Source organism: Streptomyces sp. NPDC044704, assembly GCF_056433525.1.
In genome coordinates, this window is record NZ_JBWKGY010000001.1 from 337247 (window position 1) to 358540 (window position 21294).

Consider the following 21294-nt stretch of genomic DNA (forward strand, 5'->3'; position numbering starts at 1 on the left):
ACCGCCCCACCCGTCCCGCGCCCACGCGCACGCCCACCCCCTCCGAGAGGAACTCCCATGTCCGACCTGCTCCAGGCCGTCGTCGCCGGTGCCACCCCCGAGGAACTGCGAGCCACCGCCCTCCCGTCCAGCTACCGCGCCGCCTACCTGCGCAAGGAGGATGTGGGGATGTTCGAGGGCGAGACCGACAAGGACGTCCGCCGGTCCCTGCACGTGGGGGAGGTGCCCATGCCCGAACTGGCCCCCAACGAGTGCGTCGTCGCCGTCATGTCCGCCGCGATCAACTTCAACACCGTCTGGTCGGCGATCTTCGAACCGGTGCCGACGTTCGCGTTCCTGGAGAAGTTCGGCCGGCAGGGCTGGTACGGCCGCCGCCACGACCTCCCGTACCAGCAGGTGGGTTCGGACGGGTCGGGCGTCGTGGTGCGCGTCGGTTCCGCCGTGAAGAGTTGGAAGGTCGGCGACAAGGTCGTCATCTCCCCCTCGTACGTGGACGAGGAGGACCACGCCTCCTACGACGACGGCATGATGACCGAGACCCAGCTGGCCTGGGGCTTCGAGACGAACTTCGGCTCGCTCGGGGAGTTCTGCGTGGTCAAGGCCAACCAGCTCGTCAAGAAGCCCGCCCACCTGTCCTGGGAGGAGGCCGCCTCCAACACCCTCTGCGCCGCCACCGCGTACCGCATGCTGGTCGGCAACCACGGTGCCCGCATGAAGCAGGGCGACGTCGTGCTGGTGTGGGGCGCCACCGGCGGCCTCGGCTCCTACGCCACCCAGATGGTGAAGAACGGCGGCGGCATTCCCGTCGCGGTCGTCGGATCCGCGGAGAAGGCGGCGCTGGTGCGGGCGCAGGGCTGCGAGCACGTGGTCAACCGCTCGGAACTCGGTCTGGACGAGAGCGGGTTCCGCCACCCGAAGGCCGGGCGGATCCTCGGCGAGGCCATCCGCTCCCTGGTCGGGGAGGACCCGCAGATCGTCTTCGAGTACCTGGGCGCCGAGACCTTCGGCACCTCCGTGTACGTCGCCAAGCGCGGCGGCAAGATCGTCACCTGCGGTTCGTCGACGGGTTACAAGCACGAGTACGACAACCGGTACCTGTGGATGCGGCTGAAGCAGATCATCGGCTCGCACGCCTTCAACTACCACGAGGCCGTCGAGACGAACCGCCTGATCAGCCGCGGCATGATCCACCCGACCCTGTCGAAGGTGTACTCCCTGGACGCCGCCGGCGAGGCCACCCGGGCCGTACAGACCAACCAGCACATCGGCAAGGTCGCCGTCCTGTGCGCGGCGCCGTCCGAGAACCTCGGCATCGACGACCCCGAACTCCGCGCCCGCATCGGAGAGGACAAGATCAACCTCTACCGCCAGTAGGCCGCCGGAGGCGCCCCCCTACACCAGGTGCGGGCCCGGTGCATCCGGAGCGCGGGGCGGTTTCCGGTGGTGGGGGCGGGTAGGCGCCGGTCGGAGACCGCTGATCCCGCCCCCGAGGTGCGGGTTCCCGCGCGCGCCCTCCGACGGCGCCCCGGGGCGGTCCCCTTCCCGGCCCTTCCCCTGATCGGAGGCCCGCCATGACCCGTACGCCGTCCGCGCCCGCGCCCCATCGGACCGATCATCCGACCGGAATCCGGTGAGGCCGCCATGTCACCGCGTCTCTTCCTGTGCGCCGGCGCCGCCTGCACCGCCCTGCTGGCCCCCGTCGGAGCGCCGGCGGCGACCGCCGACCACGCCGTCGCGCGCGCTGCCCAGGCCGCCGTGATCTCCATACCGGCCATCGGTCTCTCCAACCTGCCGGTCGTCCCGTACCAGGGCAGTCCCGACGACGCCCCCGGCACCCGGATCCAGGACCGGGGCGTGGCCGCGAGCCCGCACGGCCCCGGGGGCGGGGCGGGCCCGGGTGAGGTGGGCAACTACATCGTCACCGGCCACCGGATCGTGGCGGGCGGACCGCTGCGGAACCTGCCGTCGCTGCCCACGGGCGCCTCCGTGATCGTCACCGCGGGGGGAGTCACGTACCAGTACACGATCACCGGAACCCGGACGACTTCCTTCCGCTCGCCGGCCTCGATGGCGGCGCAGCGCGCGGCGGTCCCCGGCTCGCCCGGTGCCGTGCCCATGCGGGCCATGATCACCGTCACCACCTGCCTCACTCCGGAGGACGAGGCGGCGGGCAACTTCTGGCGCGACGCCCAGAACAACCCCGAACACCGCCTCGACAAGATCGGCGTCCTGACCGCCACCAAGTCCTGAGGCCGGCCCCGCCCCACGGCCCCGCCCCACGGCGGGCACACCTCCTGCGCCGTCCCCGGCGGCGGTCGGTCGCCGGGGCGGCCGCGGAGGTGGTTCCGCGTCAGGCGGGGCGTTCCGGGGGCGGGTCGTGCTCGGGGAGGAGGCCGAGGACGTCGAGGAGAGTCTGCAGGTCGGCGCGGTCGGTGGCGTGGGCGGCGACGGCCCGGCGGGCCGCCGCCCGGTCACCCGTGGCGCAGGGTGCGAGCACGGCGGGGTCGTCACAGGCGAAGGGGTCTTTCATTCCGCCGATGCGACCAGGCTCCCGGCCGTCGCGCAGCCCGGCTTGCTCCAGTTGGCCTCAGGCCCCGCCGCCCCGGCCCCGCGGCCGGCGGGTCAGTACTCCTCGTCCGGGTACCCCCACCGGACCTCGGGCTTTGCGCCCGCGGCGACCTCGGAGACCGTCGCCGCGAAGGCCCCCTCGAACTGCGGCTGCCACAGGTAGAACCGCGAGATGCCGAGGGGGAAGTCGGATTCCCCGGAGACGAAGAACGCGCCGTCGTCGTCCTTCGCGACGCCGAGGCTGACCTGGTTCTCGATGTTCTCGTCGCGGAGCAGGCCCTGGAGGGCTCGGACGATCTCCCAGGCCTGCGGCTCGTCCGCGATGCCCGTGACGGTGAAGGCAAGATCGATGTTGACTGACATGGCCACAGGATAGGCGTGCCCTCCGACAGTCCCGCCCCGCCGTGTCCCGCGGTGTCATGCGGGCGCGGGGGAGGGCCCGTTGACGGTGAAGATGCGGTCCAGGTGGTGGCGCAGTACGGCGATCGCCGACTCGGGGTCGCGCTGTCCCACGAGGATGCTCGTGCCCATGGTCGCGGCCATCGCGAGCAGGCTGACCGCTTCCGTGCGGGCGTCGGCGCGCGGGTCGGCCAGCCCCGCTTCCTGTGCCTGGCGCAGGAGGCCGGCCAGGGCGTTCTCGGCGGCGTCGGGGTTGTCGATGAAGGGCTGCGCGGCGAGCGCCTCGTCGGTCACGGAGAGGATCGCGTAGGAGCTGTAGAGGAGGTGGAACGTGCGGCTCTCCTCGTCGGTCGGGAGGGAGGCCAGCAGCAGTGCCTCCACGGTGGCGCGGGGGCCCGGGTCGGGGCCGGCGGCGGCGAGGCGGGCCCCCACCCGTGCGGTGAAGCGTGCCGTCAGGTGCTGGAGCCCGTAGAAGAGCAGCTTCTCCTTGGTCTGGAAGTAGTACTGGACGAGCCGCAGTGAGACGCCGGCTTCGGCGGCCACGTCGCGCATGCCGACGGCGTGCAGCCCCTGGCGCCCGGCGACGCGGATGAGTGCCTCGGCCAGCTGGGTGCGCCGTTCCTCATGGTCCACGCGCTTCGGCATGTGCTCCGTCTCCGCTCGTCGGGGTGATCCGCTGCCCGGCCGGCCCGGACACCCCTTCATGGTACCGCCGTACCATGAAGAACGCCCCTGAACCGCCTCAGATGATGTGGATGCGCTCCAGGGCGCCTTCGGTGTCACGGATCATCAGGTCGTTGCCCTTGGCGCGCTCCCGCTCGATGAAGCCGAGGAGCAGCACCGCCCGGTTGATCACGTCGGACTTGCTGACGCCGCTCTCCGCGACGAGCTCGGAGACGATCGTCACCGCCGGCGGGCAGAGGGTCACCGAATAGCGTTCGCTGTCGGGGTGGGAGGGGAGCTGGTCCATTGCCGTGCCTTCCTGTCGGCTGGGTTGCACCGATATCGCACCGGTACCGCACCAGTAGTACACCGGCACTGCGCGCATCCGCATCACATTTACATCGGATCCGCGCACTCCGGGGGCGCCGGGCGCCGGTTCAGCTCTCCTCGGCGGGCGGGAGCGGGCGCTTGTAGTAGCGCCAGGGGAACCAGCCCGCGCCGACGGGGATCCAGCCCTCCGCCTCCATCCGCCGGTTGCGCCCGCCGGCGGCGAGGGTGACCCGGCAGTGCTCCCACGGGTGGTCCGAGGCCTCGACCTCGTGGAAGAAGGAGCCGTAGCCGACCAGGTGCCAGCCCTCCAGCCCGGCGGCCGTGAGGGCCGCCATTTCGTTGAACGCGGACAGGGGGCTGAGCACCCGGCGCTCCGGGCCGTCGGGTCCGCCCGTGGCCGCCCCGGAGGGGACGGCGCCCTTCGCCTTGTCCCCGAAGCGCTGCTGCGCGGCCTGGCGGCTCACTCCCAGGATCCGTCCGACGGTGTCCCAGCTGTGCCCGGCGGCCCGGGCGCCCTGCACGGCCTCGCGCAGGATCCGGCCGGCTTCCTCGGCGCCGACGCGTGAGGCGTCGACCAGGCGCAGGTAACCGGCGGCGTCGTGTTCGAGGGAATCGGCCAGTCCGTCGGACGCGCCGAGGACGGCGGCGGCGATGCCCTCCCGGATCCGTACGGTCTCCTCCGGGCCCAGCAGCTGCTCGTCCGTCATCGCCGTGCACCGGCGAGCGGGTCGAGGGCGTCGAGTACGTCCTGGTCGCGGCGGTCGCGGGCGGCGGTGTTCCGGGCCGCGGACCGCCCGAGGAGCCCCGCGACGCCGGCAATCAGGACCAGGGACGCGACGGCCAGGGCCGCCGACCCCGCCGTGCCGAGCCGGTCGGCGAACACCGACGCCAGGGCGGGCAGGCCGATGGCGATCGGCAGCAGGGCGGTCGCCGTCGTGGCGGCGGAAGAGGGCTGGTCGGACGGGCTGTTCGGATTCAAGATCGGCATGTGTCAATCAAACCTTGACGGACCGGTCGTGTCAAGAATTTCTTGACACGACCGGCCCGGGGTCGCCGGAACCGGTCGTTTCGGCCCTGTGCGCCGCCGGGCTGGCAGGGTTACCCCTGACGGTGCGCACGAAAGGAATCCCGTGAACCCCCGACACCCCTTCTTCGACGCCCACTTCCACGTGATCGACAGCCGGTTCCCGCTGTTCGAGAACGACGGGTTCACTCCCGAGGAGTTCACCGTCGGCCAGTACCGGACCCGTACCGCCGCCCTGGACGTCAGCGGCGGCGCCGTCGTCTCCGGATCGTTCCAGCGCTTCGACCAGGGCTACCTGCTCGATGCCCTCTCCCGGCTCGGCCCGCGATTCGTCGGGGTCACCCAGATCCCGCACGACCTCCCCGACGCGGAGCTCCTCCGCCTCGCCGACCGGGGCGTGCGCGGCGTGCGCTTCAACCTGCGCCGGGGCGGATCCGCGAGCCTGGAGCACCTCGACGCGCTGGCCCGCCGCGCCCACGCGGTGGCCGGCCTGCACACCGAGCTCTACGTCGACTCCCGCGACCTGCCCGAACTCGCGGAGACCCTGGCCGCGCTCCCCGCGGTGAGCATCGACCACCTGGGCCTGCACGCCGACGGCCTCCCGCACCTCCTCGCGCTGGTCGAGCGCGGGGTCCGGGTGAAGGCGACCGGCTTCGGCAGGGTCGAACTCGACGTCCCGGAAGCGGTCCGCGCCGTGCTGAAGGCCGACCCCACCGCCCTGATGGCCGGCTCCGACCTCCCCTCGACACGGGCCCGCCGCCCCTTCGCCGACACCGATCTCGACCTCCTCGCGGACGCGGCCGGAGAACACCTGGACGCCGTACTCCACGACAACGCGGCGGCCTTCTACCGCGTGTGAGCGGCAGGGCCGCGAGGCCGGTGCCCGCCGCGGTGCGCCCGCACCCGACCCGATCGGGCACAGGATGTCGGGTCGGCCGGTACGCGCGCTGCCTAGCGTGGGGATCGCAAGGAAGGAAGGTGACCGGGAGTGCTGGAGCGACTCAACCAGGTCATGGAACACATCGAGGGTCACCTCGACCGGCCCGTCGACGTGGCCGAGCTGGCGCGCGGCGCGGCGACCTCGGAGTACCACCTGCGCCGGATGTTCTCGGCGCTGGCGGGCATGCCGCTGTCGGAATACGTACGGCGGCGGCGCCTGACCGTCGCGGGCGCCGAGGTCCTCACCGGCCGCGAGCCGCTGCTGGACATCGCGGTGCGGTACGGCTACGGCTCGGGCGAGGCGTTCGCACGGGCGTTCCGCGCGATGCACGGCGTCGGCCCGGGCGAGGCCCGGCGCACCGGCACCGCGCTCGTGTCCCAGGCCCGGCTCACCTTCCGCCTCACCGTCGAAGGGAGCAACAGCATGCGATATCGCGTAGTGGACCGGCCCGACTTCACCGTCGTCGGCTACAAGGCCCGGGTGCCACTGGTGCACGCGGGGCCGAACCAGGCGATCATCGACTTCGTCCGCGGGATCGGAACGCAGCGGCTGGGACTGCTGGAACCGCTGTCGGACCAGCAGCCGCAGGGCATCGTGGCGGTCTGTGACGATCTCGATCCGAGCCGTGCGGAGGGCACGGAGCTCGACTACTACCAAGGCGTGATCACGTCGGCACCCGCCCCCGACGGCACCACCACCCTGACCGTCCCGGCCGGGACCTGGGCGGTGTTCACCACCTCCGGCCCGGCCCCGCAGGCCATCCAGTACCTGTGGCGGGACGTGTACGCCCAGTGGTTCCCGTCCAACCCGTACCGCAGCCGCCCCGGCCCCGAGATCCTGCGCACGGACTTCTCCGCCGCGACGTCCGAGGTGGACGCCGAACTGTGGCTCCCGGTGGAGCGGGAACAGGCCTGACCCCGGACAAGGCGGCGCGCCGCCGGCCCGGGGCGGACCAGGAAGTGATAGTCCGCTGATCTGCGGGTAGTCGCCTTCCAGACGGATACGTTCGCCCCGGGACGGGACGGCCCGGCGTCGGTCAGGGGGTTCACCGGATGTCACAGAGCAAGGTTCCCGACTACGTGACCGGCAGGCACGGACCCCACTGGACCCATTCCCTGCGCGCGGCCCAGCGGGCGGGCGCCGTCATCGTCGCCGACGACTCCGGCGAACCGGTCCGCTACGCGCGCGAGGACGGCGGACCGGGCCGATTCCGCCCCTGGATCGACGGCAACGGCACCCGCTACGACAGCTACGACGTCCACCCCGAATGGTGACCCACCCCGTCAGCGGCCCTGGGAGCGGTACGCGCGCATCGCCAACGGCATGAACACCGCCGCGATGCCCGCCGCCCAGACCAGCGACCACATGATCGGGCGGCCCGCGGGGGTGCCGAGCAGGAGGCCCCGGAAGGCATCCGACAGCTGCGTGACGGGGTTGACCTCCACCCACGCCTGGAGCCAGCCGGGCATCGTGTCGACCCGGGCGAACGCGCTGCTGGTGAACGTGATCGGGAAGATGAAGGTGAAGGCGTACACCTGCACCTTCTCGGCGTCGCCCGCGACCATCCCGATGAGCACCGCCACCCACGAGACGGCGGCGGCGAAGATCAGCAGCAACAGCGCCCCGCCGAGGAAGCCCGCCACGCCTCCGGTGACGTGGAATCCCAGCAGCACCCCCAGCGCGATCATCAGGACCATGGCCCACAACTGTTTGGCCAGGTCGGCCGTGATGCGTCCGAACAGCGGCGCCGACCGGGCGATGGGCAGACTGCGCAGCCGGTCGAAGACGCCCTTCGTCAGGTCGGTGTTCAACGACATGGCGGTGTACATGCTCATGAAGAGGGTGTTCTGGACGATGATCCCCGCGAGCGCGTACTGGAGGTACTCCTGCGGGGAGCCCGCCATCTGTCCGCCGAAGACGAAGGTGAACAGGAACACGAACATGATCGGCGTGATGCTGTAGTCGACGAGTTCCAGCGGGTTGTGCTTCACGGAGACCAGGCTGCGCCACGCCATGGTGGCGGTCTGCCGCACGGCGGCCAGGGGCCGCACCGTGCCGCCGCGGCCAGGGTCCCGGGCGATCGTCGTGCTCGTCATGACGGGCTCACCGCCTTCGTGCGCCGCCCGTCGGCGTCCGTGCCGGCCGGCGGACCGCCCGGTTCCGCACGGTGTCCGGTCAGCACCATGAACACCTCGTCGAGGGACGAGCGCCGCAGGGTGAGTTCGCCGACCTCGATGCCCGCCTGGTCCAGCCGGCGTACGACGCGCGGCATGAGCGACGGGTCACCGACGGGCGCCGTGACCTCGTCGCCCTCGATCCCGGCCTGGGGCCCGGCCTCCTGCGTGATCAGGGCGTGCGCCGCACCCAGATCGGCCGCGCGGGCGGGCCGCAGCTGCAGCACCTGCCCGCCCACCTGCGACTTGAGCTCGTCCGGGGTGCCGTCGGCGATCACCGCGCCCTTGTCGACGACCACGATGTTGTCGGCGAGCCGGTCGGCCTCGTCCAGGTACTGCGTGGTCAGCAGGGTGGTCATGCCCTCGGCGACCAGGACGCGCAGCATGTTCCACACCTCGCCGCGGCTGTGCGGATCGAGGCCGGTGGTCGGCTCGTCGAGGAAGAGGATCTGCGGTCTCCCGACCAGGCTGGCCGCGAGGTCGAGACGCCGCCTCATGCCTCCCGAGTAGGCCTTGGCGGCCCGGCCCGCCGCGTCCGACAGGTGGAACCGGTCGAGCAGCTCGGCCGCCCGGGCCCGGGCGTCCCCGCGCGGCATGCCGAGCAGCCGGCCGATCATCAGCAGGTTCTCCGTACCCGTCAGGTTCTCGTCGACGGCGGCGTACTGCCCGGTGAGCCCGATCAGCGACCTGACCCGGCCCGCCTCCCGCACCACGTCGTACCCGCCGACCTCGGCCCGCCCCGAGTCCGGCACGAGGAGGGTCGCGAAGATGCGGACCGCCGTCGTCTTCCCGGCACCGTTGGGACCCAGCAGCCCGCACACCGTCCCGGCCGGAACCTGAAGGTCCACACCGGCCAGCGCACGCGTCTCCTTGAAGCGTTTGGCCAGACCCTCGGCCCGGATCGCGTGGCTCATGGGATCACCTCGTCTCCGCGCGGGAAGCGCCAGCAGTCCTACAACTGTGACCCACGCCACTGACAGTCCGCTTCCCGGTGGCCCGTGACCCGGTCCGGCCCCTTCCTCCCGCCCCTCGCCCCGCCCCGGCTCAGCCGGCCCACGGCACCGTCCGCGGCCGGGCCACGGAGCGGACACGCCCGTGCGGGGTTTCAGCCGCGGTGGAACACGACTTCCGGGTCGGCCGCCGTCGGCCCGTCCAGGCGCGGCGCGGGCATCCCGCGCAGGTGGAGGTCGAAGAAGGCACCGACGTACGACCGGGTGATCTGCTGCGAGCGGGTCCCCGACAGCGGGGTCTCCGGATGGGGGCAGCCCGCCCCGTCGCCGAGCACGGGCCAGTCGGTGAAGGCGGGATGCCCCGCCCCCGTCACGGTCAGCCAGCGCTTCCAGCCGTCCAGCCGGGGCCAGTTGTCCTCCCAGGAGGTGTCCGGGAAGTCGGGCGGCAGCAGGGCCGGATCCCCGGCCAGCATCAGGAACGGGCGCCCTCCCAGGCCCCCTTCGGGTATCGGCGTGAAGAAGGTCCCGTCCATGTTCACGCCCGCGTGCACGCGCGGATCGGAGGCCATGGTGGCCGAGGCCGCGGCGCCGCCGATGGAGTGGCCGGCCATGCCGACGTGCCGGGGGTCGATCAGCCGGGAGTGGCGCCACGCGGAGTGCGGCCCGGTGAGCCGGTCCAGGACGAACGCCATGTCGCGGGCCCGCCCGTCGGAGACCCGGTGCAGGGACCCGTCGGGGAACACCTGCTCGCAGGCCTTGCAGTCGAGCACCCTCCCGCCGGGGAAGACGGTGCCGTCCGATTCGTACGCGTGGTCCACCGAAGCCACGACGTAGCCCCGGCTGGCGAGGTCCTCGGCCAGGGTGGTCAGCGAGGCGCGCGGCAGGGTGAAGCCGGGGGACAGGAGGACCAGCGGGTAACGGTGGGCCGAGGGTCGGGGCAGCGCGCCGGACCGGGCGTGCGTACGGGTGGCCGCCACGCGCTCGGGCGTGGCGTACTCGCCGAGCTGCCCCCGGTCGGTGAGCAGCGCCCTGGCCTCCGGAACGGCCATGTAGGGGGCGGGAGTTCCGGTGTGGGGGAGTGCCGGGTAGTGGAGCGACAGCAGCAACTCCCGGTCGGCGGCCGGCACCCAGGGGTCCTTGCGCTCGCGGTCCACGAGGTGGAGGGTGTCGCGCCCCACGGCGAAGGCGCCCGTGGGGCGCGGCAGTTCGATCCGGGTGGCGTCCCCGGCCGGGGCGGTCGCGGCGACGGCGGGGGACGCGAGGGCGGTGGGTACGGCAAGGGCTAAGCCGGCGGCCACTGCCGTCAGCGTACGGATGATCTTCTTCATGCCCGCATCCTAGAGGAGGATGTTAGGCAAGGCTTACCTGATTAACGGGGGCGGGGGTTGACCGGGCTGCGGGCCCGGAACCCCCGCCGCAATCCGGTGTGGACCAGCCAGCCCGCCGTCGCGCCGACCGCGTACCAGAAGAGGTCGGGCGCGTTGAAGGTGGAACCGAGCACGAGGCGGGCCACCGCGCTGCGCCGGGAGAGCTCCGCCGGTACCCCGGTGAGCTGGAAGAACTCGACCGCCCAACTCGCCCCCAAGGCGACCCCGGCCGCCCTCAGGGGCGACACCCGCGGCGCCGCCGCGACGACGAGGGTGAGCAGCAGGACGGTGTACAGCGCGTCCCCGCCGTACTTGGCCGCGTCCCCCTGTGACACGGCCCTGAGTCCCAGCCCCGCCCCGACGGTCACCACCGCGCCGAGGGCCGCCGCCGTACGGGTGGGCATCGCGTCGGCGGCGGGGGCGCGGTCACGGGTTCCGGACATGAAGATCACCGGGCCATCCTGCCGGACACCGGGGCCACGTCACCCGCTCCGTGCGCCGGTCGTGCGCCGGGCGAGCTCTCGCACGCCCCCGCACGAGGGCTGACCGGAACCGACCACCGGGCGAGCATGAAGGGCCGGAACCGGCGTCGGCGGAGCCGGCGGCGCCGACCGCATCGACCGCACCGACGCCACAGGGGGACCGATGGTACGACGCTGGCTGGTCACGGGCTGTTCCTCGGGTCTGGGGCACGCGCTGGCCTCCGCGGCCGCCCGGGCGGGGCACCGGGTGGCGGTCACCGCGCGCAAGACCGCCGCCCTGGAGGACCTGACCGCCGCCTGGCCCGGCCGGATCACCCCGATCGCCCTGGAACTGCGCGACCCCGCCCAGTGCGCGGCGGCGGTGCGCACCGCCGCCGACCGGCTCGGCGGCATCGACGTCCTCGTCAACAACGCGGGCGGCGGTCTGTTCGGCGCGGTCGAGGAGGTGTCCGACGCCGAACTCCGCGACCAGCTGGAGACCCTGGTCGTCGGCCCGTGGCGGCTCGCCCGCCTGGTCCTGCCGCTGATGCGGGCCCAGGGACACGGCCACATCGTCAACGTCTCCTCCCTGGCCGGCCGGATGGCCTTTCCCGGGCTGGGCGCGTACGTGGCCGGAAAGCACGCCCTGGAGGGCATGAGCCAGGCGCTGGCCGCCGAGGCCGGCCCGCAGGGCGTCCGTGTCACCGTCGTCGAACCGGGCGTCTTCGCCACCCGCTACGGGACGGCCCTCACCGAGGCGGGCCGCCGGATGCCCGAGTACGCGGACGCCACCGCGATGATGCTCGACGCCTTCCGCGGCCTGGCGGACGACGCCGCCTCCGGCCGACCCGAGGACTTCGCCGCCCGGGTCCTCGACGTCGTCGGCGCGGACGGCCCCGTACCCCTGCGGGTGCCCATCGGCGACGACGCGTACGCCTACCTGGACGGGGCGGAACAGGCCTCCCGCGAGGAGCTCGCCGCGGCCCGGGCCCTGGTCCAGGGCCCGCCCCCGCTCTGACCGGCTCAGCGGCGGGCCCTCCACCGCGCGATGAGCTCGCCGGGAGTGCGGGGCGACGGCGTGGGCTCGGCCGGCCACTCCTCCTCCGGCGTGAGCGGAACGTTCGGCATGAGGGAGCGCATGCCCCCCTTCTCCAGCTCGCACAGCGGCGCCCCGCCCGGGATGTCGGGGCGCCCGAGACGGACGGCGAAGGGTTCCGGGGCCCCGCCCGCGATCTCGCCCCGCAGGACGGTGACCGCCTTGCGGTGCGTCCTGGCCGAGGTGACGGTCTTGCCGTCGACGAGGATCTCGGCGCGCCGCCGGCCGAGGTCCCGGACGACGGTGATCGAGTGCCCGTCCTGATCCAGGTGGTAACGGTGATGGCCCGCCACGACAGCCTCCGGAGGTACCCCTGCCCCCCAGCTTAGGTCGTGTCGGACGGGGGCCCCTCCCCAGGAGCATTGAGTACGGGTACTCAGGCGCGGGTCACGCCACCCCGCGACGATGGTGATCACCGCCCGGGGCGCCGCCGCGCCCCGCACCGACACGGCCCACCAGGAGAAACATGCGCTCCCTGCGCGCCCTCGTACGCCTCACCTTCTGCAACTGGGCCTCGGGCCTCTACCTCGGACTCGGGTGCTTCCTCCTGCTCGTCGGAGCCGGCGACGAAGGCAACCAGACCGCGGGCCTGTTGGCCCTCTTGCTCGCGGTGCCGACCGGAGCCTTCCTGATGTCGGGCGTCAACTCCGCCGGCTCGTGGGCGCAGGGGGACGCGGCGATCTGGACCGTCCTGGCGGTCTCGTACCTGTTCCAGGCCTTCCTGCTGGGCCTGTTGGCCCGCGCGATCCGCAGGGCGGTCAACCGCGGCACGCGCCTCCCGGGCGCCGGGGACCTGCCCGGCGGCCACTGAACCCGGAGCGCCGGCCCCGGCCGGTCAGTAGCGCACCGCCCTCGCCGTACTGGCCACCGAGGTGCCCGTCAGCTTGTGGGTGCTGCGGGCGACGCCCTGCCCCGTCCCGTTGCCCGCGACGTCGGCGACGGTCACCACGACCGTGTCGAGGCGGTTGCCGCTCTCGTCCTTGAAGTCGACCTGCACCGCGAACGACTTCTTCGAGGCGTCGGTGTTCTTCACCGTCACGGGGACGACCGTGTACCCCTCGGCGTCGGTCGACGCCGCGCCCAGCGTCACGTCGTCCTTCGCCTGCGCGCCGTTCTTGATGTCGGCGAACTTGTCCTCCGCCACGGCCGCCGCCGACGCGGCGGCGGAAGCGGCCGCGGACGCCGCGGAGGACACCGCGGCACCGGCCGACTGCACCGCCGAGGCCGCCTTCGACGCGGCGTCCGAGGCCGAGCCCGCCCCGTCGGAACAGCCCGCCGTACCGCAGACCGCCATCACGATCACCGCACCCGTCGCCAGACCACGCCTCACCACGACCACCCAGCCTCTCCACGACTCGCTGCCTGCCGTCCATCCAACGTCGCGCCCCTGCCCGCACCGGTCCCGACCCGGCGACGCAACCGGGTGAATGCCCGCGGCAGAGCGCCGGAGCGGGGACGTGCCTAGGCTGGAAGGGGCGCTCGGATGAGGTGAGGCCATGACCGCGAAGCGGATCCCCGCACTCGCCACCGCTTCCGCCGTCGCCGCCGCGTGCCTGCTGTCCGGATACGCGCACCCCTCCGGATACGCGCACCCCGGCGACAGGGCGTCCGCCGCGACGGCCGGCGCCGGCACGCGGGACGCCTCCTGCCGGACCTCCCTCCCCGACAGTTTCTGGCGGGCGCCCGTCGACACGCTTCCCGTGCACCGCGACTCCGCCCGCTACGTCGCTTCCATCGGCTCCGCGGAACCCCTGCACCCGGACTTCGGGTCGGGGCTCGTCGACGGCAGCCCCATCGGCATCCCCATCACCGTCTCCGACACGCAGCTACCGGAAGCGAAGGTCTCCCTCGACTACGCCGAGGAGAGCGACAGGTCCGGGTACCGGATCCCGCAGGACGCGAAGATCGAGAACGGTCCGGCGAGCGACGGCGACCGGCACGTCGTCGTCTGGGACCGGGCCCTGTGCAAGTCGTACGAACTCTGGGACGCCGAGCCGCAGGGCGGCAACGCCTGGCACGCCGGTTCGGGGGCGGTCTTCGACCTGCGGAGCCACGAGCTGAGGCCCGACGGGTGGACCTCGGCCGATGCCGCGGGCCTCGCCGTCCTCCCCGGGCTGGTGCGCTACGAGGAAGCGGCGGCCGGGCGGATCGACCACGCGATCCGCATCACGGTGCCCCGCTCGGACCAGAGCTACGTCTGGCCCGCACGGCACCAGGCGGGCGCCGCGGCGGACGCGTCGCTCCCGCCCATGGGACTGCGGCTGCGGCTCAAGAGCTCGGTGGACACCTCGAAGCTGGCCCCGCAGGCCAAGGCCGTGGCCGAGGCGCTCAAGAAGTACGGCGCCATCGTCGCGGACAACGGTTCGGCCTGGTTCATCACGGGCGAGGAGAACCCCGGCTGGGACAACGCCCAGCTCCGCGGGCTCAAGGCCTTCAAGGGATCGGACTTCGAGGCGGTCGACACCTCCGGCATGCAGCAGTCACCGGACTCGGGCGCCGTCGCGCCGAAGTAGCCCCGCCGGGCAGACAGGACTTTGACGGCACTGCCTAGTGCCGTGACCGGAAAGGTCCACCGGGTCGCGACGCCCGGCACGGCACCTCTCCGCGTTGTCGGACCACGGAGGTACGTCCAGTACGAGCCGCGGCCCTCCGCCTTGAGATGCACCGCACCGGACGCCGCGACCCGGCAAACCTTCCCGGCCACGGCACTAGACGCGCACCGCGCCGAGCTGCGCCGCTTTCGACGGCGCACGGCCCGGGGGTTCCCACGTCCAGGTGCGGACGTCGGTGAAGCCGGCCGCCCGGACGGTGTGCGCGAGGGCCGGCAGGGTGGTGGGGAGCCACTTCTCGTGGGCGGAGAGGAACAGGCGGCCTCCGGGGCGCAGAACGCGGTGCAGTTCGGCGAAGGCGCCGGGGAGGTCGGGCCAGAGCTGGACGTTGTTGACGGAGATCACGACGTCCACGGAGGCGTCGGGTTCACCGGTGTCGGCGGCGGTGCCGAGGGCGAGGCGCAGACGGCCCCCGTCGATCGCGGAAGCGCACCGGCGGCGGGCCGCGGCGAGCATGACGTAGGAGGGGTCGACGCCGATGACGTGGGCCGAACAACGGGCGGCGGCCACGAGCCCGACACCGGGCCCGGGACCGACGACCAGGACGACCTCCTCCTCGGACGGCGCGGCGAGCGAGACGACACGGCGCTCGGCGGCGGCGTTGCCGTGCGCCATGAGCCGGCCGCCGAGGCGGCCCAGCAGGCCGCTGGGCAGACCGAAGCCCTTCATCAGGAGGCGCTGCGCGGCGCTCCCCACGGCCCCGCCTCAGCCGCCGTCGCGCGCGGGACCACCGCTCGCGGGGCCGCCGCCGGTGCCCGGGTCGCGCCACATCGGCCACAGGACCGGCCCGCCGTCCGGCAGCCGGATCTCTCCCGTGACACGGAAGCCGAACCGTTCGTAGAACGGGACGTTGGAGGGCTTGCTGGACTCCAGGTAGGCGGGCTGCCCGAGCCGGTCGCAGTCGGCCAGCTGCTGCCGCACCAGCGCCGAACCCACGCCCGCGCCCTGCGCCTGCGGCTCGGTCCCCAGGCACGGCAGGTACCAGTGGGGCGTGTCGGGGTGGGCCTCGTGCAGGGTGTTCTGGACGTCCGCGGCACGCCGCAGTCCGCCCGGGCCGAAGGCGCGTACGTACTGCGGCATCGCCGCCAGCTCCCGCAGCGCGGAGGTTTCCCAGCGTCCGGGACCCGACCACAGCGCGGCCCCCAGCAACCGCCCGCCGGCCGTCGCGGCCACCCGGACACCGCCGGTGCGCGGCCGCTGCTGCCGCTCGATCAGCTTGAAGAAGCGGGCCATCCCGCGCTCCCGGCCGGACGCCCCGGGGAACATCCACGTCGTGACCGGGTCGTCGGCGAAGGCGCGGGCCAGGAGCGCGGCGACCGCCCCCGACTCGGCCGGCCCGGCGCACCGGATCCCGTACCCCGCGGACGGCAGCGCTGTGCGTGCGTTCATGGGGTCACGGTAGGCAGCCCGGTCGGCCCGCCCCCGCCGCGCGCCCGTGACACGCCGGTGAGCTCCCTCAGGTGAGGCGGCGCCGCGTCCACCAGAAGCAGAACAGCGCGAGGACTCCGGCTGCCGCCAGGCAGACGCCCGTCTCCATCCACTGGAGCGGCCACAAGTGGGACGCCGGATGGTACTCGGCCCACTCTCCCGTGACCCCCCGCCGGGCGAGGCACTGCTCGTAGTCCCCGGCGCTGAGGCACGCCCTCGCGTCGGGCACCCGCTGTCCGGTCGCGGACAGCAGCCCTTCGGCGCGCAACCAGGCGCCGTCCGGCACCGGGACGGCCCCGCCCCGCGCCTGCGCCACGCGTACCGGCCACAGGGCGCCGCGCACCTGCTCCAACGCGTACAGCAGCACCGCGCCGACGACCACGGTGGCACCCATCGCGGCGACCGTACGCCGGATCAGCAGGCTCGACGTCACCCCGGCCAGCAGCAACAGCAGCGACTTGGCGACCGGGGCCGGGCCGATCGCGTCGTAGGGCATCGGGCCGTACCAGGGGAAACCGCTCCCGACCGGGCCGTCGATCGTGTGCCACCACCAGGTCGCGGCGGCGGTGACCAGCCCGCCGAACAGGACCGTCAGGGCGGCGGGCACGGCGAGCTTCGCCAGGAACCAGCGCGTACGCGTCACCGACTGGGACAGGACGGTGCGGTACGTCCCGGACTCCAGCTCCTGCGCGAACAGCGGTGCGCCGAGGAACAGGCCGAACACGAAGGGGAGGAGGACCAGGACCTGCAACGGCCGCCGCAGCGGGTACTGGTGCTGCTGCTGGAAGTCCTTGAGGAGCTCCACGCACTCCCGGGACTTCTCCGCCGCCGCGCCCGCGCACTCGGACAGCCGTGGCGTGACGGCGTCGGCCGCCCCGTACCCGCCGATCAGGAAAAAGCCGGCGACCAGTACCGATCCGGTGAGGAGCGCCCACCGGACGGCCCTGTGCTGGCGCCACACGAGCCAGGTCACGCCCCGCAGGCCCACCGGGCCCCTCATGCCCGGTCCCGGGCGGGCTCGGGGCGGGCGGAGGCGGTGATCACCGTGGGCAGGGCGGGGTCGCGCAGGTAGGTCATGAGGAGGTGTTCCAGGGAAGGTGCCGGGCCGTCGCCGCCGGGGCGGTGGGCGGTACGGAGCTCGTCGATGCCGCCGGCGAGGCGGACCCGGCCGGAGCCGACGACGAGCAGGAAGTCACAGGTGTCCTCCAGTTCGGACACCACGTGCGAGGAGAGGACCACGGTGGTGCCGTGCGCGTCCGCCTCGGTCAGCAGGAGCTGCGCCATCTCGTGGCGGACCAGCGGGTCGAGGTCGGCCATCGGCTCGTCCAGCATGAGCAGACCGGGGCGTTTGCCGAAGGCCAGGGCGAGGGCGACGCGGGTGCGCTGGCCGCCGGAGAGCGAGCCGACCTTCGCACCGGGCGGGATGCCGCCGCCCGCGATGACCCGCTCGGCGACGGCCTGGTCCCAGCCGGGGTTAGTCTCCCGGCCCATGCGCAGGACCTCCTCCACCCGGAAGCCGCGGTAGAGCGGCTTGTCCTGGCTGAGCAGGGCGGTCGTGCGCCGGGCGGCCGGCGAATGCGGCGCGGCGCCGAAGACGCTGATCGAACCCTCGGTGGGCGTGAGGAGGTCGGCGGCCAGGGAGAGCAGGGTGCTCTTGCCCGCCCCGTTGGGCCCCACCAGGGCGCAGACCCGTCCGGCGGGTATCTGGAAGGTGCAGTCGCGCAGGGCCCAGCCGCGCCGGTAGCGGCGCCCGAGCCCGACCGCGTGCAGGGCGGGGACGGCGGGCGTGCCGGCGCGGTTCACCGGCCGCTCCCGGCCCGTCGGAGGGCCGCCACCCCCACGGCCGCACCGGCCGTGAGGAGCGCCAGGTCCGCGGTCCGGACCGGCAGGTAGGAGGGGAGGGGGAGGCGTGCGCACAGGGCGTGGGCGAGGGGCACCCCGCCGGCGGCGACCAGCAGCACGGCGAGGACGCCGAGCAGCAGGGTCGCGGGCTTCGGTCCGTTGTTCATGGCGCCGACGCTAGGGAAGCCGTCCGGTCCGGCACATCGGCTCAAGGTCGGCGCACGCGGCGACCTTCGGAGGGGCGGACGGCGACCTTCCGGGGGGCGGGCGAAGGCCGCGGTATCCAAAGTATGGGGTTCCCCGACCAAGGACCGGATGTACGTTTTGCCCCTGTTGCGTCGCGTACGCTCTTGGCCCATGCCCCGAATCCCACGCCAGCGGTCCATCGACCTCGCCGTCGTGGTCTTCGCCCTCGGCCTGTCGGTGGCGTTGACCATGACCAGCAGCAACCCGCTGCTGATGTTCCCGCGCATGGGCGTGGGCACCAGGCTGCTGTTCCCCGTCGAGGACTTCCTCCACGTCGGGCACGGAAGCCACGGCCCCCGCTTCTTCGGTACCGGGCTGGTCGCCGGTGCGGGCGCCGCGCTCGCCCTCTGGTGGCGCCGCCGCTTCCCGCTGGCCGTGGCCGCCGTCACCCTCGCCCTCGGTCTGACCTGCCCGGCCGTCACCGTCTCCGCGATGGTCGCCCTGTTCACCGTCGCCGCGCTCCGCCCCCTGCGCACCACCCTGTGGGTGGCGGCGGCCGCCGCGCTGCCCGTGCCCCTCGTCATGGTGCTCGGTGAGATGCCCAGCACCGCCTTCTCCACCCTGGGCATCCTCCTGATCGCCTGGGCCCTGGTCGCCCTCGCCGTCGGCTGGGGCCTGTTCGTCCGCTCCCGCCGCATGCTGGTCGACGCCCTGACCGAACGGGCCCGGCGCGCCGAGGAGGAAGCGGCCCGGCAGGCGGTCGAGGCGCAGCTGCGGGCCCGCGAGGACATCGCCCGCGAGATGCACGACGTACTGGCGCACCGGCTGTCGCTGCTCAGCGTCCACGCCGGCGCCCTGGAGTTCAACAGGTCCCCCGACCCCGCGGCCGTGGGCCGCGCGGCAGGCGTGATCCGGGACAACGCCCACCAGGCCCTCCAGGACCTGCGCATGGTCATCGGCGTGCTCCACGCGCCCGGCGACGAACCGGCGGACGCGCGGGGCGGGCCGGCCGAAGCACCCCAGCCCGTACTGGAGGACCTCGACCGCCTCGCACACGAATCCCGCGCCGCGGGCATGCGCCTCGACCTGCGGGTGGACGTCGACGACCCCGCCCGGGTCCCGGACCTGGCGGGCCGCACGGCGTACCGGATCGTCCAGGAGGCACTGACCAACGCCCGCAAGCACGCCCCCGGCGCCGCCGTCGTCGTCGAGGTGAGCGGTGGCCGCGACAGCGGGCTCGACATCATCGTCCGCAACCCCGTCCCCGCACAGCGGGTGCCCGCCGGCTCCGCCATCCCCGGATCCGGGCGGGGCCTGATCGGGCTGGGCGAGCGTGCCGCCCTGGCCGGCGGACAGCTGCGGCACGGCCCCGAACACGGCGAGTACCTCGTCCAGGGATGGCTGCCGTGGTCCGCATGATCCGCGTACTCCTGGCCGACGACGACCCGCTGGTGCGGATGGGGCTCCAGCTGATGTTCGGCGGCGTCGAGGACATCGCCGTCGTCGCGGAAGCGGCCGACGGCGAACAGGCCCTCGCCCGCGTCGCGGAACACGCCCCCGACGTGGTCCTCCTCGACATCCGGATGCCCGTGATGGACGGCCTGGCCGCCACGTTGGCCCTGCGCGCCCTGCCCGATCCCCCCGCGATCGTCATCCTGACGACCTTCAACCCGGACGAGTACGTCGTACGGGCGCTCAGTGCCGGAGCCGCCGGCTTCCTCCTGAAGGACACCCCGCCGACGGACATCGTGGCCGCCGTACGCCGGGTGGCCGCTGGCGAACCCGTCCTCTCCCCGGCGGTGACCCAGCAGCTCATCGCCCGCGTCGCCGCCCCGGCCACGGAGCCCGCCCGGGCCCGCACACAGGCCCGCGACCGGCTGGCGCGCCTCGCGGCCCGGGAACGCGACGTGGCCCTCGCCATCGGGCAGGGCCGTACCAACGCGGAGATCGCCGCCCGGCTCTACATGAGCCTGCCCACGGTCAAGGCCCACGTGTCGAGCATCCTCACCAAACTGGAAGTGACCAACCGCGTCCAGGTCGCCCTGATCGTCCACGACGCGGCACCGGAGGTAACGCCCTAGACAGGGCAGAATCCCGACCGTGACGATCACCGCGCGCGAACTCAACCGGGCCACCCTCAGCCGGCAGCTGCTGCTCGACCGTGCACCGCTGCCCGTCCCCGAAGGGGTGCGGCGGGTCGTCGCGCTCCAGGCACAGGACCCGGCATCGCCGTACCTCGCCCTGTGGAACCGGCTCACCGACTTCGAGCCGGCCGCGCTCGACGCCGCCTTCACCGGGGGATCGGTGGTCAAGGCGACCCTCATGCGGATCACCCTCCACGCCGTGCACGCCGAGGACTATCCCGCGTTCCGCACGGCGATGCAGCCCACGCTGTACGCGTCCCGGCTCGGCTCCCGCTTCGCCGTCGCGGGCCTGACCCCGGCCGACGCCGAGGAACTCGTCCCGGAGCTGCTGGCCTTCGCCCGCCGGCCGCGAACCTCGGCGGAGATGCAGGCCTGGGCCGAGGAACGGCTGGGCGCGGAGAAGAAGGACGGGGCCTGGTGGGGGCTGAAGGGGTACGCACCGCTCCACCACGCCCCGACCGGCGCCACCTGGACGTTCGGCCACCGGCCGGCGTTCGTCGCGGCCGGCACCGGCACCGTGCCCGCGGGCCGCGCCGTCGACCCCGAGGCGCTGCGGACCCTGATCCTGCGCTACCTGGCGGGGTTCGGGCCCGCGTCGGTCGCCGACGTGGCGCAGTTCGCCATGGTGCGGCGGGCCCCCGTACGCGCCGCGCTGCACGCCCTGGACGGCGCGGTCGAGCAGCTCCGAGGGCCGGACGGCGACACGCTGTTCGACCTCCCGGGCGCCTCGCGGCCACCGGCCGACACCCCCGCGCCGCCCCGCCTCATGGCCATGTGGGACAGCGTCCTGCTGGCCTACGCCGACCGCGGCCGGGTGATACCCCCGGCCTACCGGCCCCTCGTGATCCGGCGCAACGGCGACGTGCTCCCAACCCTGCTGGTGGACGGACACGTCGCCGGCGTCTGGCGCCCGGTGCCCGGCGGCATCGAGGCCACGGCCTTCCACCCCCTGTCCCCCGCCGCCTGGGAGGGCCTCGCCTCGGAGGCCCGGTCCCTGACGGCCCTCCTCGCCCCGCGCGAGCCCGCCGTCTACAGCCGCTACCACCACTGGTGGTCGAAGCTCCCCGAGGCCGGAACGCGGCTGCTGTAGGCGCCGCCCCGGGATGCGTGCCG

The 21294-nt window shown here is 73.6% G+C and carries 28 protein-coding genes; 11 read left to right on the forward strand and 17 right to left on the reverse strand.

What is annotated here, in order from left to right:
- The first annotated feature begins 57 nt into the window (after positions 1-57).
- Positions 58-1374 (forward strand): crotonyl-CoA carboxylase/reductase, encoded by a 1317-nt coding sequence (ccrA, locus tag AC07B0_RS01510; protein WP_356883544.1) that lies wholly within the window; start codon positions 58-60, stop codon positions 1372-1374.
- Between the two features lie 267 nt (positions 1375-1641).
- Entirely contained in the window at positions 1642-2250 is a 609-nt protein-coding gene (locus AC07B0_RS01515; protein WP_356883542.1) for a sortase domain-containing protein, read from the forward strand.
- Between the two features lie 100 nt (positions 2251-2350).
- Here AC07B0_RS01515 and AC07B0_RS01520 read toward each other — a convergent pair whose 3' ends face one another.
- The 6 genes from AC07B0_RS01520 to AC07B0_RS01545 all read right to left on the reverse strand — a co-directional run bounded on the left by AC07B0_RS01520 (position 2351) and on the right by AC07B0_RS01545 (position 4948).
- Positions 2351-2530: a hypothetical protein gene (locus tag AC07B0_RS01520; protein WP_356883540.1), complete on the reverse strand. Its 180-nt coding sequence runs from the start codon at positions 2528-2530 to the stop codon at positions 2351-2353.
- A gap of 92 nt (positions 2531-2622) precedes the next feature.
- A complete protein-coding gene (locus AC07B0_RS01525) occupies positions 2623-2931 on the reverse strand; it encodes a hypothetical protein (RefSeq protein WP_356883538.1) in 309 nt (102 codons plus the stop codon).
- Positions 2932-2985: 54 nt separating this feature from the next.
- On the reverse strand, positions 2986-3612 hold the full coding sequence (locus AC07B0_RS01530) for a TetR/AcrR family transcriptional regulator (protein WP_356883536.1): 627 nt from the start codon (positions 3610-3612) through the stop codon (positions 2986-2988).
- A gap of 97 nt (positions 3613-3709) precedes the next feature.
- The gene (locus tag AC07B0_RS01535) at positions 3710-3937 is read right to left on the reverse strand and encodes a hypothetical protein (protein WP_467292184.1); all 228 of its coding nucleotides are present in this window, start codon (positions 3935-3937) and stop codon (positions 3710-3712) included.
- Between the two features lie 130 nt (positions 3938-4067).
- Positions 4068-4667 carry a hypothetical protein gene (locus AC07B0_RS01540; RefSeq protein ID WP_478865300.1) on the reverse strand — a complete coding sequence of 200 codons (600 nt, stop codon included), beginning with the start codon at positions 4665-4667 and terminating at the stop codon, positions 4068-4070.
- Entirely contained in the window at positions 4664-4948 is a 285-nt protein-coding gene (locus AC07B0_RS01545) for a hypothetical protein (protein WP_478896165.1), read from the reverse strand. The genes AC07B0_RS01540 and AC07B0_RS01545 overlap by 4 nt, the downstream gene beginning before the upstream one ends.
- 142 nt (positions 4949-5090) lie before the next feature.
- On the opposite strand from AC07B0_RS01545, the gene AC07B0_RS01550 reads away from it, so the two are divergent.
- The 3 genes from AC07B0_RS01550 (at position 5091) to AC07B0_RS01560 (ending at position 7198) form a co-directional block, all read left to right on the forward strand.
- Positions 5091-5843, forward strand: coding sequence for an amidohydrolase family protein (locus AC07B0_RS01550; protein WP_356883528.1), 753 nt, complete (start codon positions 5091-5093; stop codon positions 5841-5843).
- Positions 5844-5972: 129 nt separating this feature from the next.
- Positions 5973-6839, forward strand: coding sequence for an AraC family transcriptional regulator (locus AC07B0_RS01555; RefSeq protein ID WP_356883526.1), 867 nt, complete (start codon positions 5973-5975; stop codon positions 6837-6839).
- 137 nt (positions 6840-6976) lie between these two features.
- Positions 6977-7198 (forward strand): hypothetical protein, encoded by a 222-nt coding sequence (locus tag AC07B0_RS01560; RefSeq protein ID WP_356883524.1) that lies wholly within the window; start codon positions 6977-6979, stop codon positions 7196-7198.
- Between the two features lie 9 nt (positions 7199-7207).
- Here the strand turns inward: AC07B0_RS01560 and AC07B0_RS01565 are convergent, their stop codons facing one another.
- The 4 genes from AC07B0_RS01565 to AC07B0_RS01580 all read right to left on the reverse strand — a co-directional run bounded on the left by AC07B0_RS01565 (position 7208) and on the right by AC07B0_RS01580 (position 10858).
- Complete coding sequence (locus AC07B0_RS01565; protein ID WP_356883522.1) at positions 7208-8020, reverse strand: ABC transporter permease; 813 nt, start codon at positions 8018-8020, stop codon at positions 7208-7210.
- Positions 8017-9012 carry an ATP-binding cassette domain-containing protein gene (locus AC07B0_RS01570; protein WP_356883520.1) on the reverse strand — a complete coding sequence of 332 codons (996 nt, stop codon included), beginning with the start codon at positions 9010-9012 and terminating at the stop codon, positions 8017-8019. Before AC07B0_RS01570 ends, AC07B0_RS01565 begins: the two co-directional genes overlap by 4 nt.
- 191 nt (positions 9013-9203) lie before the next feature.
- Positions 9204-10376, reverse strand: coding sequence for an alpha/beta hydrolase family protein (locus AC07B0_RS01575; RefSeq protein WP_469378889.1), 1173 nt, complete (start codon positions 10374-10376; stop codon positions 9204-9206).
- A gap of 41 nt (positions 10377-10417) precedes the next feature.
- Positions 10418-10858, reverse strand: coding sequence for a ribosomal maturation YjgA family protein (locus tag AC07B0_RS01580; protein WP_478896168.1), 441 nt, complete (start codon positions 10856-10858; stop codon positions 10418-10420).
- Between the two features lie 202 nt (positions 10859-11060).
- Here AC07B0_RS01580 and AC07B0_RS01585 point away from each other — a divergent pair, with 202 nt between their 5' ends.
- Positions 11061-11894, forward strand: a complete 834-nt coding sequence (locus AC07B0_RS01585) for an SDR family oxidoreductase (protein ID WP_478896170.1) — start codon at positions 11061-11063, stop codon at positions 11892-11894.
- A 5-nt stretch (positions 11895-11899) separates the two neighbouring features.
- On the opposite strand, the gene AC07B0_RS01590 is transcribed toward AC07B0_RS01585, so the two are convergent.
- Positions 11900-12265: a hypothetical protein gene (locus AC07B0_RS01590; protein WP_467292204.1), complete on the reverse strand. Its 366-nt coding sequence runs from the start codon at positions 12263-12265 to the stop codon at positions 11900-11902.
- Between the two features lie 173 nt (positions 12266-12438).
- On the opposite strand from AC07B0_RS01590, the gene AC07B0_RS01595 reads away from it, so the two are divergent.
- A complete protein-coding gene (locus tag AC07B0_RS01595) occupies positions 12439-12783 on the forward strand; it encodes an SCO4225 family membrane protein (RefSeq protein WP_467292206.1) in 345 nt (114 codons plus the stop codon).
- Between the two features lie 24 nt (positions 12784-12807).
- Here AC07B0_RS01595 and AC07B0_RS01600 read toward each other — a convergent pair whose 3' ends face one another.
- Positions 12808-13302 carry a hypothetical protein gene (locus AC07B0_RS01600; protein ID WP_478896173.1) on the reverse strand — a complete coding sequence of 165 codons (495 nt, stop codon included), beginning with the start codon at positions 13300-13302 and terminating at the stop codon, positions 12808-12810.
- Between the two features lie 166 nt (positions 13303-13468).
- Here AC07B0_RS01600 and AC07B0_RS01605 point away from each other — a divergent pair, with 166 nt between their 5' ends.
- The gene (locus AC07B0_RS01605; RefSeq protein WP_478896175.1) at positions 13469-14485 is read left to right on the forward strand and encodes a hypothetical protein; all 1017 of its coding nucleotides are present in this window, start codon (positions 13469-13471) and stop codon (positions 14483-14485) included.
- Between the two features lie 195 nt (positions 14486-14680).
- Here AC07B0_RS01605 and AC07B0_RS01610 read toward each other — a convergent pair whose 3' ends face one another.
- The 5 genes from AC07B0_RS01610 to AC07B0_RS01630 form a co-directional block, all read right to left on the reverse strand.
- Positions 14681-15277, reverse strand: a complete 597-nt coding sequence (locus AC07B0_RS01610) for a class I SAM-dependent methyltransferase (protein ID WP_469378877.1) — start codon at positions 15275-15277, stop codon at positions 14681-14683.
- A gap of 9 nt (positions 15278-15286) precedes the next feature.
- The gene (locus AC07B0_RS01615) at positions 15287-15970 is read right to left on the reverse strand and encodes a GNAT family N-acetyltransferase (RefSeq protein WP_469378873.1); all 684 of its coding nucleotides are present in this window, start codon (positions 15968-15970) and stop codon (positions 15287-15289) included.
- Between the two features lie 67 nt (positions 15971-16037).
- Positions 16038-17009 (reverse strand): ABC transporter permease, encoded by a 972-nt coding sequence (locus AC07B0_RS01620; RefSeq protein WP_469378871.1) that lies wholly within the window; start codon positions 17007-17009, stop codon positions 16038-16040.
- On the reverse strand, positions 17006-17812 hold the full coding sequence (locus AC07B0_RS01625; protein ID WP_469378870.1) for an ABC transporter ATP-binding protein: 807 nt from the start codon (positions 17810-17812) through the stop codon (positions 17006-17008). The genes AC07B0_RS01620 and AC07B0_RS01625 overlap by 4 nt, the downstream gene beginning before the upstream one ends.
- Positions 17809-18018 carry a hypothetical protein gene (locus AC07B0_RS01630; RefSeq protein ID WP_469378869.1) on the reverse strand — a complete coding sequence of 70 codons (210 nt, stop codon included), beginning with the start codon at positions 18016-18018 and terminating at the stop codon, positions 17809-17811. The genes AC07B0_RS01625 and AC07B0_RS01630 overlap by 4 nt, the downstream gene beginning before the upstream one ends.
- Before the next feature lie 190 nt (positions 18019-18208).
- Here AC07B0_RS01630 and AC07B0_RS01635 point away from each other — a divergent pair, with 190 nt between their 5' ends.
- From AC07B0_RS01635 to AC07B0_RS01645, 3 genes are read left to right on the forward strand one after another with little or no spacing between them, the layout of a single operon-like run.
- On the forward strand, positions 18209-19456 hold the full coding sequence (locus tag AC07B0_RS01635; protein ID WP_469378868.1) for a sensor histidine kinase: 1248 nt from the start codon (positions 18209-18211) through the stop codon (positions 19454-19456).
- Entirely contained in the window at positions 19453-20118 is a 666-nt protein-coding gene (locus AC07B0_RS01640; RefSeq protein ID WP_469378867.1) for a response regulator, read from the forward strand. The genes AC07B0_RS01635 and AC07B0_RS01640 overlap by 4 nt, the downstream gene beginning before the upstream one ends.
- 19 nt (positions 20119-20137) lie before the next feature.
- A complete protein-coding gene (locus AC07B0_RS01645; RefSeq protein ID WP_469378865.1) occupies positions 20138-21271 on the forward strand; it encodes a winged helix DNA-binding domain-containing protein in 1134 nt (377 codons plus the stop codon).
- The last annotated feature ends 23 nt before the right edge of the window (positions 21272-21294 follow it).

Coding starts and splice junctions, on each gene's coding strand:
- AC07B0_RS01640 (WP_469378867.1), top strand. CDS start 19,453: ATGATCCGCGTACTCCTGGCCGACGACGACCCGCTGGTGCGGATGGGG.
- AC07B0_RS01530 (WP_356883536.1), bottom strand. CDS start 3,612: ATGCCGAAGCGCGTGGACCATGAGGAACGGCGCACCCAGCTGGCCGAG.
- AC07B0_RS01615 (WP_469378873.1), bottom strand. CDS start 15,970: ATGAACGCACGCACAGCGCTGCCGTCCGCGGGGTACGGGATCCGGTGC.
- AC07B0_RS01575 (WP_469378889.1), bottom strand. CDS start 10,376: ATGAAGAAGATCATCCGTACGCTGACGGCAGTGGCCGCCGGCTTAGCC.
- AC07B0_RS01515 (WP_356883542.1), top strand. CDS start 1,642: ATGTCACCGCGTCTCTTCCTGTGCGCCGGCGCCGCCTGCACCGCCCTG.
- AC07B0_RS01570 (WP_356883520.1), bottom strand. CDS start 9,012: ATGAGCCACGCGATCCGGGCCGAGGGTCTGGCCAAACGCTTCAAGGAG.
- AC07B0_RS01540 (WP_478865300.1), bottom strand. CDS start 4,667: ATGACGGACGAGCAGCTGCTGGGCCCGGAGGAGACCGTACGGATCCGG.
- AC07B0_RS01620 (WP_469378871.1), bottom strand. CDS start 17,009: ATGAGGGGCCCGGTGGGCCTGCGGGGCGTGACCTGGCTCGTGTGGCGC.
- AC07B0_RS01630 (WP_469378869.1), bottom strand. CDS start 18,018: ATGAACAACGGACCGAAGCCCGCGACCCTGCTGCTCGGCGTCCTCGCC.
- AC07B0_RS01605 (WP_478896175.1), top strand. CDS start 13,469: ATGACCGCGAAGCGGATCCCCGCACTCGCCACCGCTTCCGCCGTCGCC.
- AC07B0_RS01635 (WP_469378868.1), top strand. CDS start 18,209: ATGCCCCGAATCCCACGCCAGCGGTCCATCGACCTCGCCGTCGTGGTC.
- AC07B0_RS01565 (WP_356883522.1), bottom strand. CDS start 8,020: ATGACGAGCACGACGATCGCCCGGGACCCTGGCCGCGGCGGCACGGTG.
- AC07B0_RS01535 (WP_467292184.1), bottom strand. CDS start 3,937: ATGGACCAGCTCCCCTCCCACCCCGACAGCGAACGCTATTCGGTGACC.
- AC07B0_RS01585 (WP_478896170.1), top strand. CDS start 11,061: ATGGTACGACGCTGGCTGGTCACGGGCTGTTCCTCGGGTCTGGGGCAC.
- AC07B0_RS01525 (WP_356883538.1), bottom strand. CDS start 2,931: ATGTCAGTCAACATCGATCTTGCCTTCACCGTCACGGGCATCGCGGAC.
- AC07B0_RS01595 (WP_467292206.1), top strand. CDS start 12,439: ATGCGCTCCCTGCGCGCCCTCGTACGCCTCACCTTCTGCAACTGGGCC.
- AC07B0_RS01545 (WP_478896165.1), bottom strand. CDS start 4,948: ATGCCGATCTTGAATCCGAACAGCCCGTCCGACCAGCCCTCTTCCGCC.
- ccrA (WP_356883544.1), top strand. CDS start 58: ATGTCCGACCTGCTCCAGGCCGTCGTCGCCGGTGCCACCCCCGAGGAA.
- AC07B0_RS01520 (WP_356883540.1), bottom strand. CDS start 2,530: ATGAAAGACCCCTTCGCCTGTGACGACCCCGCCGTGCTCGCACCCTGC.
- AC07B0_RS01580 (WP_478896168.1), bottom strand. CDS start 10,858: ATGTCCGGAACCCGTGACCGCGCCCCCGCCGCCGACGCGATGCCCACC.
- AC07B0_RS01560 (WP_356883524.1), top strand. CDS start 6,977: ATGTCACAGAGCAAGGTTCCCGACTACGTGACCGGCAGGCACGGACCC.